At 34.9% G+C, this 13863-nt stretch carries 18 protein-coding genes and 1 tRNA gene; 13 read left to right on the plus strand and 6 right to left on the minus strand.

What is annotated here, in order from left to right; all coding sequences use genetic code 11:
* Nucleotides 1–22 precede the first annotated feature (22 nt).
* The gene (locus tag A9Q68_RS10700) at nucleotides 23–139 is read left to right on the plus strand and encodes a putative metal homeostasis protein (protein ID WP_003105912.1); all 117 of its coding nucleotides are present in this window, start codon (nucleotides 23–25) and stop codon (nucleotides 137–139) included.
* Between the two features lie 67 nt (nucleotides 140–206).
* Here the strand turns inward: A9Q68_RS10700 and A9Q68_RS10350 are convergent, their stop codons facing one another.
* The 4 genes from A9Q68_RS10350 to rpmB all read right to left on the minus strand — a co-directional run bounded on the left by A9Q68_RS10350 (nucleotide 207) and on the right by rpmB (nucleotide 3661).
* Nucleotides 207–1097, minus strand: coding sequence for an SPFH domain-containing protein (locus A9Q68_RS10350; RefSeq protein WP_071794623.1), 891 nt, complete (start codon nucleotides 1095–1097; stop codon nucleotides 207–209).
* 172 nt (nucleotides 1098–1269) lie between these two features.
* Nucleotides 1270–2934 carry a DAK2 domain-containing protein gene (locus A9Q68_RS10355; RefSeq protein ID WP_071794624.1) on the minus strand — a complete coding sequence of 555 codons (1665 nt, stop codon included), beginning with the start codon at nucleotides 2932–2934 and terminating at the stop codon, nucleotides 1270–1272.
* Nucleotides 2934–3299: an Asp23/Gls24 family envelope stress response protein gene (locus A9Q68_RS10360; protein WP_071794625.1), complete on the minus strand. Its 366-nt coding sequence runs from the start codon at nucleotides 3297–3299 to the stop codon at nucleotides 2934–2936. The genes A9Q68_RS10355 and A9Q68_RS10360 overlap by 1 nt, the downstream gene beginning before the upstream one ends.
* A gap of 173 nt (nucleotides 3300–3472) precedes the next feature.
* Nucleotides 3473–3661, minus strand: coding sequence for a 50S ribosomal protein L28 (gene rpmB / locus A9Q68_RS10365; RefSeq protein WP_071794626.1), 189 nt, complete (start codon nucleotides 3659–3661; stop codon nucleotides 3473–3475).
* Between the two features lie 606 nt (nucleotides 3662–4267).
* Between rpmB and A9Q68_RS10370 the strand changes: the two genes are divergently transcribed.
* The 12 genes from A9Q68_RS10370 to A9Q68_RS10425 all read left to right on the plus strand — a co-directional run bounded on the left by A9Q68_RS10370 (nucleotide 4268) and on the right by A9Q68_RS10425 (nucleotide 12602).
* Nucleotides 4268–4459, plus strand: coding sequence for a hypothetical protein (locus A9Q68_RS10370; RefSeq protein WP_071794627.1), 192 nt, complete (start codon nucleotides 4268–4270; stop codon nucleotides 4457–4459).
* A gap of 88 nt (nucleotides 4460–4547) precedes the next feature.
* Nucleotides 4548–5009: a hypothetical protein gene (locus A9Q68_RS10375; protein ID WP_071794628.1), complete on the plus strand. Its 462-nt coding sequence runs from the start codon at nucleotides 4548–4550 to the stop codon at nucleotides 5007–5009.
* 12 nt (nucleotides 5010–5021) lie between these two features.
* Nucleotides 5022–5876, plus strand: a complete 855-nt coding sequence (locus A9Q68_RS10380) for a hypothetical protein (RefSeq protein WP_071794629.1) — start codon at nucleotides 5022–5024, stop codon at nucleotides 5874–5876.
* 11 nt (nucleotides 5877–5887) lie between these two features.
* Nucleotides 5888–7174 (plus strand): FtsK/SpoIIIE domain-containing protein, encoded by a 1287-nt coding sequence (locus A9Q68_RS10385; RefSeq protein ID WP_071794630.1) that lies wholly within the window; start codon nucleotides 5888–5890, stop codon nucleotides 7172–7174.
* Between the two features lie 106 nt (nucleotides 7175–7280).
* Nucleotides 7281–7595 (plus strand): hypothetical protein, encoded by a 315-nt coding sequence (locus A9Q68_RS10390; protein WP_071794631.1) that lies wholly within the window; start codon nucleotides 7281–7283, stop codon nucleotides 7593–7595.
* A gap of 17 nt (nucleotides 7596–7612) precedes the next feature.
* The gene (locus A9Q68_RS10395) at nucleotides 7613–7996 is read left to right on the plus strand and encodes a hypothetical protein (RefSeq protein ID WP_071794632.1); all 384 of its coding nucleotides are present in this window, start codon (nucleotides 7613–7615) and stop codon (nucleotides 7994–7996) included.
* Nucleotides 7997–8008: 12 nt separating this feature from the next.
* A complete protein-coding gene (locus tag A9Q68_RS10400) occupies nucleotides 8009–8533 on the plus strand; it encodes a metallophosphoesterase (protein WP_071794633.1) in 525 nt (174 codons plus the stop codon).
* A gap of 4 nt (nucleotides 8534–8537) precedes the next feature.
* The gene (locus tag A9Q68_RS10405; RefSeq protein ID WP_071794634.1) at nucleotides 8538–9317 is read left to right on the plus strand and encodes a metallophosphoesterase; all 780 of its coding nucleotides are present in this window, start codon (nucleotides 8538–8540) and stop codon (nucleotides 9315–9317) included.
* Nucleotides 9318–9328: 11 nt separating this feature from the next.
* Nucleotides 9329–10057: a metallophosphoesterase gene (locus tag A9Q68_RS10410; RefSeq protein ID WP_071794635.1), complete on the plus strand. Its 729-nt coding sequence runs from the start codon at nucleotides 9329–9331 to the stop codon at nucleotides 10055–10057.
* Nucleotides 10058–10202: 145 nt separating this feature from the next.
* Nucleotides 10203–10997, plus strand: a complete 795-nt coding sequence (locus A9Q68_RS10415) for a rolling circle replication-associated protein (RefSeq protein ID WP_071794636.1) — start codon at nucleotides 10203–10205, stop codon at nucleotides 10995–10997.
* A 4-nt stretch (nucleotides 10998–11001) separates the two neighbouring features.
* Nucleotides 11002–11244 (plus strand): DNA-binding protein, encoded by a 243-nt coding sequence (locus tag A9Q68_RS10420; RefSeq protein WP_071794637.1) that lies wholly within the window; start codon nucleotides 11002–11004, stop codon nucleotides 11242–11244.
* A gap of 8 nt (nucleotides 11245–11252) precedes the next feature.
* Nucleotides 11253–12602 (plus strand): tyrosine-type recombinase/integrase, encoded by a 1350-nt coding sequence (locus A9Q68_RS10425; RefSeq protein ID WP_071794638.1) that lies wholly within the window; start codon nucleotides 11253–11255, stop codon nucleotides 12600–12602.
* 79 nt (nucleotides 12603–12681) lie between these two features.
* On the opposite strand, the gene A9Q68_RS10430 is transcribed toward A9Q68_RS10425, so the two are convergent.
* On the minus strand, nucleotides 12682–13563 hold the full coding sequence (locus tag A9Q68_RS10430; protein WP_003083177.1) for a class II fructose-bisphosphate aldolase: 882 nt from the start codon (nucleotides 13561–13563) through the stop codon (nucleotides 12682–12684).
* 185 nt (nucleotides 13564–13748) lie between these two features.
* A tRNA-Leu gene (locus A9Q68_RS10435) sits at nucleotides 13749–13834 on the minus strand.
* Between the last annotated feature and the right edge of the window lie 29 nt (nucleotides 13835–13863).

Raw genomic sequence — 13863 nt, forward strand, 5'->3', positions numbered from 1 at the left:
AATTTATCAATAGGAGGTAACTATGGCCGAAAAAACTGACTTGGCGTCAGCTTACCGCAGACTAAAAAGTCCAAATATAAAAACAAAAAAACGTGCTTTAAAAATTATTCATGAGCATAAGAGATCTGGGAAGAAATAAATCAACCCATCTATAAAGTCAGACACAAAAAGCCTTGAGACAAATCCCTCCGTCTCAAGGCTTTTTCTTATTTAACTTTTAAAGCTGATAAGACTTGTGTTCTAATGTCATCGACACCATTTGGTGTATTAGGTAAGAACAAGGTTTGGTTACCTTTAGAAGCAAAAGTATTCAAAGTATCCAAGTATTGGTTAGTCAAGAGGATTGACATGATTTGCTCCTCATTAAGACTAATATTGGCTTCTTTTAATTCTTGGATAGATTCAGCTAAGCCATCAACAATGGCTTTACGTTGTTGAGCAATACCAACCCCGTGAAGACGGTCTTTTTCAGCTTCAGCAGATGCTGCAGTGACAATTTTAATTTTATCTGCTTCTGCTAACTCTTGCGCTGCCACACGTTTCCGTTGAGCCGCATTAATCTCATTCATTGATTGTTTAACTTCAGCATCGGGCTCAACTTTAGTAATCAAGGTTTTAACAATAATATAACCGTAAGTTGACATTTCTTCTGCCACTTGGTGTTGAACTTCTAGGGCAATTTCATCTTTTTTCTCAAAAAGTTCATCCAGCGTTAATTTAGGAACTGAAGAACGAAGAGCATCTTCAATGTAAGATTTGATTTGCGCTTCTGGTTTCATCAATTTGTAGTAAGCGTCAGTAACATTATTTTCGTTAACACGGTATTGGGTCGCAATATTTAAGGTAACAAAAACGTTATCTTTTGTCTTAGTTTCGACAACAATTTCAGTTTGCAATAAGCGTAATTGCACTCTGGCTGCAATTTTATCGATACCAAAGGGCAATCTTAAATGGATGCCACTTTGAGAAGTCGCTTGATATTTCCCAAAGCGTTCTACGATAGCAACTGTCTGTTGTTTTACAACATAAAGTGTGCTAGCAATGATAGATAGGACAAGAACAACTAAGAAAACAAATAATATAAGTGAAATTAACATTTTTCTCCTTTTTAAGTAGAGCTAGCGAAGTCACACCTTCCAGGTCTTGCTGCATCTTGACTTATTGATATAAGACAATTATAATCAATTTCTTATTTTTGTCAAATATATTACTGTCAAAAATATGACATTTTTTCTCGAAAAAAAGTAAGGTGTAAACCTTACTTTTCGCTTATTCAACACTCATGAGATATGGGTAAACTGGTTGATTTCCTTGATGGATTTCAACTTCAACATCTTCATATTTTTCTTCAATATAGTCAGCAATTTCTTCTGCAAGTGCTGAATCACCGTCTTCTCCGACGAATATTGTCACAATTTCACTATCATCATCTAGCATATGATCAAATGTTGATTTCATTGCAGTTTCAACCGTTGAATCAGAAACTAAAATTTTACCATCAACCATTCCTAGGTAGTCATGTTCATGAATTTCTAAACCATCAATAGTTGTATCCCTAACAGCTAAAGTTAAAGAACCACTTGTCACATCAGACAGACTTGCTGTCATATCAGCAACATTTTCTTCTAATGATTTGCTTGCATCAAAAGCGAGTAAGCTAGTGAAGCCTTGTGGTACTGTTTTTGTCTCAATAACTGCAGCTGGAATATCAACAACATCAGCAGCTGATTGGGCAGCCATAAAGATATTTTTATTATTTGGTAAAATAATAACATTTTTAGCATTAACTGCTTCAATAGCTTTTACAATATCTTCAGTAGAAGGATTCATGGTTTGACCACCAGAAATAATATAATCTACACCTTGGGCAGTGAAGATATCAGCTAATCCTTTACCAGCTACAACTGCAATTATGCCATAATCTTTAGCTTCTGCTTTTGGTTGACTAGCATTAGTCTTTTCAACTTGAGCATCATGTTGATTACGCATGTTATCAACTTTAACTTTTACTAAGGCACCATATTTAAGACCTTCTTGCATTACGAGCCCTGGATCTTCCGTATGGACATGGACTTTAACAATCTCATCATCATTGACAACCATTAAAGAATCACCGAGATTGCTTAAGTAACCTTGGAATTCTTCATAATTGAATTCTTTGACATAAGTTGGTCCTTGACGTAAACCAACCATGATTTCAGTACAGTAACCATAAGTAATATCTTCAGTAGCTACATGACCTACAACGGCTTTATGATGCTCTGCATTAATCATTTCTGACATATTAGCAGGAGTTGCTTTAAAATCTTCTGAAGCAATATAGTCGCCATTTATGGCAGACATAAAGCCTTCATAAATAAAGACAAGTCCTTGACCGCCAGAGTCAACAACACCTACTTCTTTTAAAACTGGAAGTAAGTCAGGCGTTTTAGCTAAAGCTTTCTTAGCACCTTTAAGTGCTGAAGTCATAACTTCAACAGCATCGTTTGTTGATTCTGCTTTTTTCAAAGCCGCACTAGCAGCACCACGAGATACTGTTAAAATAGTACCTTCAACTGGTTTCATTACAGCTTTATAAGCCACTTCAACACCAGCTTGGAAAGCTTGTGCCAAATCTTGACCATCTAATTCAACTTTACCTTTGATGCTCTGACCAAATCCACGGAAAATTTGTGACGTAATAACGCCTGAGTTTCCACGAGCTCCCATTAAAAGTCCTTTGGATAGAATTTGCCCAACTTCACCAACAGTATCTGCTGGTTTGTTAGCAACTTCTTTGGCACCATTATCCATTGTCATTCCCATATTTGTACCAGTATCTCCATCTGGTACAGGGAAAACATTTAAGGAATTAACATATTCTGCTTGTTTACCGAGACGCGTTGCCGCGGCTTGTATCATTTCTTGAAACAAGCTTGCTGTAATATTTGACACTAGTTTTCTCCTACGACCTTAATATTTTGCACATACACATTAACCATATCAGCTGTCAAACCTAGTTGACTTTCAAGGTTAAACTTCACCCGTTCTTGGATGTTTTTAGAAACTTCACTGATTTTCACACCGTAACTCATTACAGTGTAAACATCAACAGAAAGACCCATATCTGTTGATTTTACCACTACGCCTTTAGCGTAGTTTTCTTTGCGAAGTAGTGATTGGAAGTTGTCTTTAATAGCACTTTTACTTGCCATCCCAACAACGCCAAAGATTTCCGTTGATGAACCACCAACGACAGTTGCAATAACGTCGTCAGATAGTTCAATGAGACCATCATTTGTATTAATTTTTACAGTCATATTTACTACCTCAAAAAGTTTTTATCACTTAATTATATCTAAAATTAGACCATTTGTCACGTAAACCACCGTATACCTCTAAAATCAGGCATTTTAATAGAAAAAAATAGCGCTAGCTATTGCGATAGCTCCAAATCCAAGAAAAAGAAAAAAAGCCCTAAGGCTTATTTCAATTATACGCGTTCAACTTGACCTGATTTAAGCGCACGAGCTGAAGCCCAAACTTTTTTAGGTTTACCATCAACAAGAATAGTAACTTTTTGAAGATTTGGTTTAACTGTACGTTTAGTTTGATTCATAGCGTGTGAACGGTTGTTACCAGATACGGTTTTACGACCTGTGAAATAACATACTTTTGCCATTTTATCAGTTTCCTCCTAGGTAGAATGTGTTTACGATGTGCTAGCACCACATACCAAACTATTCTATCATAAGGATGAGAACTTGGCAAGCTTTTTTTCTATAATAACTTCTTGAAAATATTAAATAACTAAACATTTTTGACAAAATTTATATTACTTAAAATAATTAAAACCACCATTCATCTAAGTGTTGAGTAATAAGTTCAAAAACTAAATTAAGCTTTATTTGTTCACAATCTAAGATTGTTTCACAGAGACTGGTATGATATTTTGAATGTCAATTACTCATCAAAAAAAGCCCTCATAGAGGGCTTTAACAAATTTAGTACTCTAAATTAAGCTTTGTTTGCTGAATAAGATATATGTTAGAAAGATACTTCTATAATCTTGTCTAGTAGGGCTACTAACTTAATTTATAAGACTTGCAAAACTAACTTCCCTATTCTCAAAATTCTACATAAATCTGATAAAGTTGAGTACTTTTTGAGTATATTGCCTGATACTCAAAAATATTTTACACAAATGCTTGACATGTATTTCAACTTCTAGTAAAATAAAGAAGAATATAAACCATCTTAAGAATTTTATACATAAAAGGAGAAATCTATGGCTAGAGGAAAACCTATTCCAACTGAAAGCATGTTTAAAAACCCTACTAAAATTTCAGCAGTAATTGATAAAAGTACAAAATTGAATCTCGAAATCATTGCTGGAGAATTAGTTAGAGAATTTGGATTTGCTCCTACACAAGGGCAAGTAATTGATTATATTGCTACTTACTACATGAATAATAAATAACGATAGGTAATCTATCGTTTAGTTTTCAAAACATAAGCTGGTTTATAAATTTTATAAATCTTATCGCAACTTAAAATTGGAGGTCTTCATGGAAAAATCAAAGAAATTAGCAAAGCAAGAAGCATTGAATCGCCTTCGACAGATAGAAGAAAGATTCCCAGGGCGAGTAAACCCAAATATCAGAAAGTACTTCAACGAAGGAAAACTATACTATTCCTATATTACTGGAGGTGGATTCATTGGTAGTATTGATACCATTAGCTATGACCCTAACTATGAAAAAACTGTGAAAGAATTTGAAGAGAAACGGAATAAACTTGTTTATCATGTTATCGAAACTGGGAATTCACTTGCTTTACTTTATGTTAGCCTGTCAACTTCTGATTTAAATGGAGAAGAACTTGATTGGGAATGGGAAGAAGAGCGGCTTTCAGATGATAACTCTCTATTGGTGTATGTCCATACCTTTGTTGAACCTAGTTTTTCAGAAACAGGTTATATCACTATTGATACTTTCGCAGATAGCGGAGCACTTATTAGAATTGCATAAAAGGAGAAATCAATGACTAAACAAAGTAAACTAAAAATCTATTCACAAAATATTTCCGGAGCTGGTTATCGTCTGAATGAAGTCTGTAACTTCCAAGAGTTTATTTTAGAAGCAGCTTTAAAACATACACCAGATCTTATTGTGTTCTCAGAATATGCATATCCAACAAATCATGATTTCGTTGTTAAAAAATTTAACGAACAACAATATCAAGTCATTACTTCATCAAATAAAGGTACTGAGTATGAAAATGGTATGTTGATTGCTATTAAAGAAAATGAAAACCTCGAATTTATAGATTCATTTGAAGGGCTACATTCTAAAAACAATAAAAAACTTGAAAGCCCTGATAATTTGGGTGTTAGAGTTAAATATTTTGATAAAATTATCGATATTATCGGTATTAGAGTTCGAGTAGGTGTTAATTTAACAAATTCTAAAAGGTTGAAATTAAAATCAGAGCAAATCCAAGTAGTTTCTGAATATATCAACTCCTCCACTACAGCTAAAATAGTCGTCGGAGACACTAATTATAAATCTGCTTTTCTCAAAAATGGAAGATTAGGAACTGCTTCTGAATATATTAACGGGAAAAACGAAACTACAGATTGGATAACCGTTAACTGGGGTAACTGCGATTTTATCGTTCCAGTGGGAGACCCTTATCAATGGAGAGTTGAGAAAGGAAATCCAGTTCTTATGGATTGTGATTTAGCAATTGTAAAAAACTTAGATGCAACTGTCGAGCCCTATAATTGGGAGTTTGAAGAGTTACATGAAAGTTATTCTAGACGCCAGCGCTGTGATTATCCAAAAATTGGGAGATTTTTCCCTGACCACCCCGCCGTAATTATGTCTATAGAATAAACGGAGGTAACATGTTGTTCATTCATAATCGAGAACCCACCGTTTCTCTCTATCAAAAAAACATTAACTGGATATTACTTAGCAAGCTCCTAAAATGGAGCTTGTTAGTAATAACTATAATAGCTTGTTACAATGTTATTTTTAGCTTTTCATTTTTTAACCTACTAAAAAGTTTTATCTGGGTTAATTTTTGGAAATTGGCTGAAAAACTAGAAACTTGGTGTCACTCTCATTTTAAGTATCGTCAACTACTCCATTACTTCCTAGAAAGTAACAAACTATACACGGAAACTAACCTAGATGGAAAACACTATATTTCTACTTCTGCTATCATGGGCTGGAAAGAAACCGATAATAAAGTTATCATAAAAGCCTATAAGCAAGGAGATACATACTCCAAGAGATTAGAAAATCTTGAAATTGAGCTCCAAGCTCTCCTAAATTTACCACTCGAAAGTAAAATTGTTCGCCCTGCTATCGTCGAATACCACTTCTATACCAGCCAACCAAACAGATTACAGGCTAACCAGTTACAAAGAACTCTTTCTACTGGCCTTCCTATTGATTTAGGTTATGGCACAGTCTATAATCCTATAGATTGTCCCCATATTCTATTAGCTGGTGGTACAGGTTCAGGCAAGTCAATCTTCATTTCTTATCTAATTTTAGAATTTTTAAAGCGTAAGAGCATTTTATATATTTGTGACCCCAAAAATTCTGACTTAGGTTCTCTATCACATTACTTAGGAGAGGATAAAGTAGCTACTTCTCCTAATCACATTGCTCGTATTGTTCGACTGACAGTTGAAGAAATGAATAGGCGGTATGAGTATATGAGAGAAAACTTTAGGTATGGTTCTAACTTTTCAGACCATGGTTTCAAAATGACTTGGTTAGTATTTGATGAAATGGGAGCTTTTCAAGCTAGCGGAACGGATAAAAAATCCAAAGAAGTTATCAACGAAGTCATGGACGGCATAAAGCAAATTATTCTTCTTGGTAGACAAGCTGGAGTATTTATTCTAATAGCAGCTCAACAAGTTAATGCTGATACCCTTAACACTGATTTAAGGGACAACCTTGGTCTAAGAATTGCTCTTGGTTCTAATTCCTCTGAAGGTTACCGTATGGTCTTTGGTTCTGCTACTCCGCCAGTCAAACAACCTATCGAAGTAAAAGGTGCTGGCTATCTCTATATGCAGGGTTCAGGCAAAGAATCTGCTGAATATTGGGAAAGTCCGTATCTGAATCCCAAAGAGTTCGACTTTATTAACGAGCTTCAAAAATTGATAAACTAATGCAAAAAACACTATCAATCCTTGTATGTGAGTAATTCAGTTTACTGATTTGCTCATAGGAAAGGATTCCTCATCGCTTGCGATGACAAAAGAAAGGACTATTTTTATGAAACTGAATGATTTTTTGAAACCAGAATTACTTGGAAACAAATTTTTTGCAGTAAAAGGTCTTACCGAAGTGCATGACCGTGAAACTCAAAAACTCTCTGCCTACCGTGTGAATATTTCTATCCAAGATGAAGCTTCTGATTTCTTCATGGAGATGATTCAGGTTAAAGTAAATACCACAACTCCTACAATTTCTTACGAGGAGATGTCCAAGAATAAAACTCGTGAAGTAATTTTGAAAGACTTGAATGTGGGGCAATTTAATGGTAATCTATGGTTTACTTGCTCTGATATTTTACCAGTAGTTAAATAAATTCTACGAGGTAAAGAATGAAATTTCATACTCATACTGACTTTGACAAATCGCACCTAACATTTTATGATTGTCAAATTATTCATGAACAAATCCTAGACTCATCCAATAAGCTTGACAACGAATTTCAAGAGTATTGGAAAGAGCTCTTAACTTCTTGTATTGAATATACAGAAGCACGGGCAAAGTGGTTACTACTGTCACGAGAAGAGAAAATGAATTTTGATTCAACCAGAACTACTATCCATAACAAAGTAATCCACAACCTAAAACTAATTAGAGCACTTGCTCTTGAAAATAATAAAGATTGTAGTTGGTACGAAAAGTTTCAAGAGGACCGAAAACGTATCGGTGATTTTGCCAATTACTTGGTATATTCCTATGCAATTAACGCTAGATGATTGAGGTTACTTATGATATACTTCATCGCTGACACTCACTTTTATCATGAAAATGTTATAGAGTTTTGTAATCGCCCCTTTATTAATGCCGATGATATGAACAGAAAGCTTATCAGTAATTGGAATCAAGTTGTAACTGAGAATGATGAAGTCTATATCCTTGGAGATTTCCTATTTCGAGGAAATGCCAAGCAAGCTAATGAGATTTTAAAATCTCTAAAAGGTAAAAAATTCTTAGTCAAAGGGAATCACGAACATTATCTTGATTCCCCAGATTTTGACAAAAGATTGTTTGAATGGGTAAAAGACTACCACACCTTAAACTATCACAAAATAAAATTCGTTCTATTCCACTATCCAATACTAGAGTGGGAGGGATATTTCCATGACTCTATCCACCTATATGGACACGTTCATAACAACAGGACCGATTATTTCAAAGACATATTAGGAGGCCGTGCAATAAACGTAGGTGCTGATATGATTAATTTTACACCTATTAGCATAGAGCAAATCCTAGACTTAGTAGGGGAGTGATTATATGACTAAAACAATCCTAGTCGGTGATACCCACCTAAAAGCACGTCTCATTCTGCCTATCGTAGAAAAAGTTATTTCGGAGCAAGATTGTCAACGTGTTATTTTCTTAGGCGACTATGTTGATTGGTCTGGTCAAGAGAATAATATTAAACTCTATGCGAAAGACCTAACCTATCTCACTGAATGGAAAGAAAAAATGCTCGATAGAGGACTTGAGGTTATCAACCTCATTGGAAATCATGACATTTTCTATGTTATCAATTTTCAAGCACCATTCTCTTTGAAGAATAAGGAGGCATTCCTAGCTGTACAAGATAGTCTCCTAGATTTAGATTTACAAATAGCTTATAAATTAGGGAACTATCTTGTCAGCCATGCTGGTTACAATTTATTATTTGACCTAGACGATTGGCATTTATCCCCATTCGATATTGACAACAATATACATTTTAAAGAGCTTGTCCGATTTGCCAATGCTGTCGGCATGAAACGCGGTGGAGGAGAAATGGCTGGCTCTCCAGTATGGGCTGATTTCCGTGAAATTGAATTGATTCCCAATGAAAATATTAGGTTAAAGCAAATTGTTGGTCACACACCACAAACTCATATCAATATCAATCAATCAGTTATAAGTGTTGATACATTCGCAGTTGATAAGGATTTCAACATCTATGGAAACGGAGACTTACTTATTCACGATGACCAAACTAATGAAATAACCGTCATTCAATCAGAATGGAAAACTTTAGAAACGTGTGAAGCCCTGAAAAATTTGATTTAATAGGAGTTACTATGGCTAAAATTTATGCTATGTCTGATATTCACGGTCATTACCAAGAATTTCTTAAGGCATTAGAATTGGTAGATTTAACAAATATAGAAAATCGCCTATTTCTTTTAGGAGACTATGTAGATAACGGAAACCATTCCTATCAGGTCCTTGAAAAAATTCAAGAACTTGAATCTACTTATCCCAATCAAGTCACTACACTTTTAGGAAACCATGATGAATGGTTTTATGACTGGCTCATTTCTGAAACTCCTATTTCTGAAGTTTTTGTGGAAACTATCAAGAGTTTCTTTAGCTTAGATGAGTTAAAAGAAATACTTTCTACTAACCTAGATAACTTTGAATCAGCTATTCGACAAGAAATCAAAACAAACCCTAGATTTTCTGCTTTTATAACTTGGTTTAAAGAAAAATATCAAGAACCTAGATTTGTAGAAACTGAAAACCAAATCTTTGTTCATGCTGGGATTGATGAAGAAGCTGGAATTTTTTGGAAAGAGGGAACCGACCCTAAGATGTTTACCAATAAATTCCCTATTACTACTGGAAAATTCTTTAAGGATATTATTTCAGGACATGTTGGCTCCTCCCAAATCGCCCATAACGAAGAATACCTTGGAAAAATCTTCTTTGATAAACACAATCATTACTTTATAGACGGAACGGTTGACCGTAGCAAGGTTATACCTGTTCTTGAATTTGATACAGAAACTCAAACATACAATTACTAATTTTAATCATAAGAAAAACTGCCGACTGGTCGGCAAGCTGGAAGCGTGTTTAGCGGAGCGATTCTTGTGATTGAAATTCAGAGGAGCTTGCTCCTCTAGTTTATTTATTATATAGGCAAACTTAACGAGAAAATGAGGTGATTTTGTGAGTTACAATCGCAGAATTATCCGAACTTCCTCGTACATTGAGATTTGGGAATATCAATCCCCTATTTTCTCAAGTGATAATACTGAAATTGATACTAGTCATGTCACTTTAAAAGAAAAACAAAAACGTAGAAAATTTGATGAACTTACAGCTGATGAACAAGAGGAAAAATTAAAACGCATATCAAAAAATCGAAAGAATTCAAAATGGAAACTCCAAAGGCTGATAGATTGTAATTATGATAATAAAACAAGTTTCCTTACCCTAACAACAAAAGAAAATATTAAAGACCGAATAGAATTCAATACAATGTTTGATAAGTTTATCAAGAGATTAAACTACTACATTTATCATTCTAAAAAAAGGCAACTAAAATATATAGCAGTATTAGAACGACAGAAAAGAGGAGCGTGGCATGCACACATTCTTCTTTTTAATTTTCCCTTTGTACTTCACTCTTCCTTATTGGAAACATGGGGACATGGGGCGGTTCGGATAAATAAATTAGATAGCCTAGATGATTCCTCTAACGCAGGTCGCTATGTAGCAAAGTACATGGAAAAAGGTATTGGACAGGAATTATTAGATAGCTTAGGTAAAAAGGCCTTTTATTCCTCTAGAAATCTAAATAGACCTGAGGAATTAAAGCTTTTAACAAATGAAAATGTAGAAGACCTTATCCAAACTGATGATATCCTTTACGAAAGCACCTACAACAGTAAAGTTTTCAGAAAAGGACATTTAGTAAATAATGAGGTCAAGTATCGAAAAATTAAAATTGATAAGGAGTAAGGAAATGATTCAAATTAAATACGTACCTGTTGAAGATTGTCAAGCTGAATGGGGAAATAAAGAAGCAATATGCAAACGATTTGAAGGTTTAAAACCTAAAACACTCGATTCACTGTTAGTTGAAATGCGAAGAAATCCAAAATATTCTTCGTTTGTTGTAAATCCTTCCCACAAAATTGTTTGGATACATTTTGAAGGTTTCTTGAACTTCCTTCGATATAGACAAGACCATAGATATGAAAGATGAGGTAAACAATGTCAAATACAAATATGGGGAATGTTACATTTAAGCAGGCTCGTAAAGCATCTAAAAGGGGGTATTTAGAAGTTAAATACAGAATCTATACCAAACACCCACTCACACAAAAACGCTGGGAAATCGTTAGTAAATGGTATTTAACGAGTGAATCATATTCAGATAGCGGAAAAATTAAAATCTCCCCTCAATTACAAGGAACTATCAGAAGAGAGCTTCAAGAAAAACTAAACCAGTTTCATCAAAGGTTCACTCTATCAACTATCAGCAGTAAAGAAGATATCACTTTGAACAGAGTTTGGAATGAGTGGGAAGATGACCGAATCAAAAAGAAAAAAGTTGCACCTAAAACATTGGCTGGAGAACAAGGCAGATTCCGAAATCATATCTTAAATCACCTTCCTGCTGATAGCTTACTTCAAAATATAACTTCTGATGTGATTCAAAAAATGATAGACCAGTTCTACCCTTTGGGAAATCATAAAAGAATAGCTCAAGCTCTAAAATCTGACCTCAATTCAATTTATACCTTTGCAATTAAAAGAAACTACATCAAACCTGAACAAAATCCTATGCCTTATGTCCAAATTGAAAGCAAAGGACTAGAAGAAAGAATCAAAGAATTAGAGAGTAAGAATATAGAAGATTCATATCTTGAAAAAGATGAACTTGTCGAGGTTCTAGCTATTGTAAATGAACATAACCGACAATATGGTCGAATTTTTGAGTTTCAAAGTCTAACAGGCATGAGGATAGGAGAAGTCTTAGGCTTAAAGGTTACTGACATAGATTTTCAAAAGAAGCTTGCTTATGTTAAAAGAACTAGGGCTACTCATGGTGGAGCAAGTAAAAACAACTATGAGGGAAGTGTGAAAAATGAACAGAGCTATAGGACAGTTGAACTTTCTCAAAAAGCCTTGGAGCTACTTCAAGAAGAAATAGAAGAAAATAATCATCATATAACTGGCAACCCTAGCTATCAAGATAACGGTTGGATATTTACTTCAAAAAACCACTATAAAGCTATGTATAATGGAACTCCACTACATTATAGTGTTTTGAACAGTTTCCTAAACTCTAGTGAGACAGGCAAGAAAACAAAAACAGGTCATATCAAAAAAGTGGGAATCAATATAGACCAACGAATAACTTTCAATAAACATATTAGCACCCATATTTTTAGACATACTCATATTAGTTTTTTAGCTGAAAAGAAAGTCCCTTTAGAGGCTATTCAAGAGCGAGTAGGACATACCAAAGGCAGTAAGGTAACTCAAATCTACCTTCACATCACTAAGAATATGAAGAAAGATATTACTCATGTTATTGACAGTCTTATTGATGATTGAGTATTTCTTGAGTATTTTTAGAAACAAAAAAGGTTTATCCCAATGGATAAACCTTAATTTAATCATGTTTCAAGCAAAATTATGCTTTATTCGCTGATCCGAAAACGTCGATACGTTCTTCAACTGCAGCTTGAACAGCTTTCATACCTGGAGCCAAGAATTTACGTGGGTCAAATAATTTTTTACCATCGTATTCTGCTTCGTTTGCATCGTAGTTACGAGCAAATTCACGAGTTGCATTTGAGAATGCAATTTGGCTTTCAGTGTTAACGTTAACTTTAGCAACACCAAGCTTGATAGCTGCTTTAATTTGATCGTCAGGGATACCAGAACCACCGTGTAAAACAATTGGGAAGCCAGGAACGGCTGCCGCTAATTTTTCTAAGTGGTCAAGAGCAAGACCTTCCCAGTTTGCAGGGTATGGACCATGGATGTTACCAATACCAGCAGCAAGGAAATCAATTCCAGTTTCAACCATTGCTTTAGCATCTTCGATTGGAGCAAGTTCACCTTTACCGATGATACCGTCTTCTTCTCCACCGATTGTTCCAACTTCAGCTTCAACTGAAACACCTTTAGCATGTGCTAATTCAACAACTTCTTTTGTTTTAGCAAGGTTTTCTTCAACTGGAAGGTGAGAACCGTCGAACATGATTGAAGAGTAACCAACTTCGATACATTCCAAAGCATCTTCATAATGACCATGGTCAAGGTGAATAGCTACAGGAACAGTAATTCCCATTGATTCTACAAGGTTAGAGATAAGTGATTGACACACTTTATAACCACCCATGTATTTCGCAGCACCCATTGAAGTTTGGATAAGAACTGGAGCTTTTTTAGCTTCTGCTGCACGCAAGATAGCTTGAGTCCATTCTAAGTTGTTAGTGTTAAATCCACCAACAGCATAGCCGTTTTCACGAGCTGCTTGTACAAATTTTTCTGCTGAAACGATTGCCATTTGTTAGGCCTCCTCTAATTTTTCGGGTAATCCCGTTTACAATCTACATTCTAGCATAATTCACATGAAATTTCTAGTACTTGCAAACGTGTAAAACGTTTTCTAAATTCTAAAATGATCGATTTTTATAAAAATTTTTACCTTTTAAACAACAAAAAAAGCGAGCCCAAAGCTCACTTACTTTATGCGGAGAGAGGGACTTGAACCCTCACGACCTAAAGCGGTCACAGGATCCTTAGTCCTGCGCGTCTGCCAATTCCGCCATCCCCGCTACTCATTAGCAACATCAATTATTATATC

This window comes from Streptococcus bovimastitidis (assembly GCF_001885095.1).
Classification (GTDB): domain Bacteria; phylum Bacillota; class Bacilli; order Lactobacillales; family Streptococcaceae; genus Streptococcus; species Streptococcus bovimastitidis.

Coding starts and splice junctions, on each gene's coding strand:
- A9Q68_RS10385 (WP_071794630.1), top strand. CDS start 5,888: ATGTTGTTCATTCATAATCGAGAACCCACCGTTTCTCTCTATCAAAAA.
- A9Q68_RS10410 (WP_071794635.1), top strand. CDS start 9,329: ATGGCTAAAATTTATGCTATGTCTGATATTCACGGTCATTACCAAGAA.
- A9Q68_RS10360 (WP_071794625.1), bottom strand. CDS start 3,299: ATGACTGTAAAAATTAATACAAATGATGGTCTCATTGAACTATCTGAC.
- A9Q68_RS10390 (WP_071794631.1), top strand. CDS start 7,281: ATGAAACTGAATGATTTTTTGAAACCAGAATTACTTGGAAACAAATTT.
- A9Q68_RS10430 (WP_003083177.1), bottom strand. CDS start 13,563: ATGGCAATCGTTTCAGCAGAAAAATTTGTACAAGCAGCTCGTGAAAAC.
- A9Q68_RS10375 (WP_071794628.1), top strand. CDS start 4,548: ATGGAAAAATCAAAGAAATTAGCAAAGCAAGAAGCATTGAATCGCCTT.
- rpmB (WP_071794626.1), bottom strand. CDS start 3,661: ATGGCAAAAGTATGTTATTTCACAGGTCGTAAAACCGTATCTGGTAAC.
- A9Q68_RS10370 (WP_071794627.1), top strand. CDS start 4,268: ATGGCTAGAGGAAAACCTATTCCAACTGAAAGCATGTTTAAAAACCCT.
- A9Q68_RS10405 (WP_071794634.1), top strand. CDS start 8,538: ATGACTAAAACAATCCTAGTCGGTGATACCCACCTAAAAGCACGTCTC.
- A9Q68_RS10400 (WP_071794633.1), top strand. CDS start 8,009: ATGATATACTTCATCGCTGACACTCACTTTTATCATGAAAATGTTATA.
- A9Q68_RS10350 (WP_071794623.1), bottom strand. CDS start 1,097: ATGTTAATTTCACTTATATTATTTGTTTTCTTAGTTGTTCTTGTCCTA.
- A9Q68_RS10425 (WP_071794638.1), top strand. CDS start 11,253: ATGTCAAATACAAATATGGGGAATGTTACATTTAAGCAGGCTCGTAAA.
- A9Q68_RS10395 (WP_071794632.1), top strand. CDS start 7,613: ATGAAATTTCATACTCATACTGACTTTGACAAATCGCACCTAACATTT.
- A9Q68_RS10380 (WP_071794629.1), top strand. CDS start 5,022: ATGACTAAACAAAGTAAACTAAAAATCTATTCACAAAATATTTCCGGA.
- A9Q68_RS10700 (WP_003105912.1), top strand. CDS start 23: ATGGCCGAAAAAACTGACTTGGCGTCAGCTTACCGCAGACTAAAAAGT.
- A9Q68_RS10420 (WP_071794637.1), top strand. CDS start 11,002: ATGATTCAAATTAAATACGTACCTGTTGAAGATTGTCAAGCTGAATGG.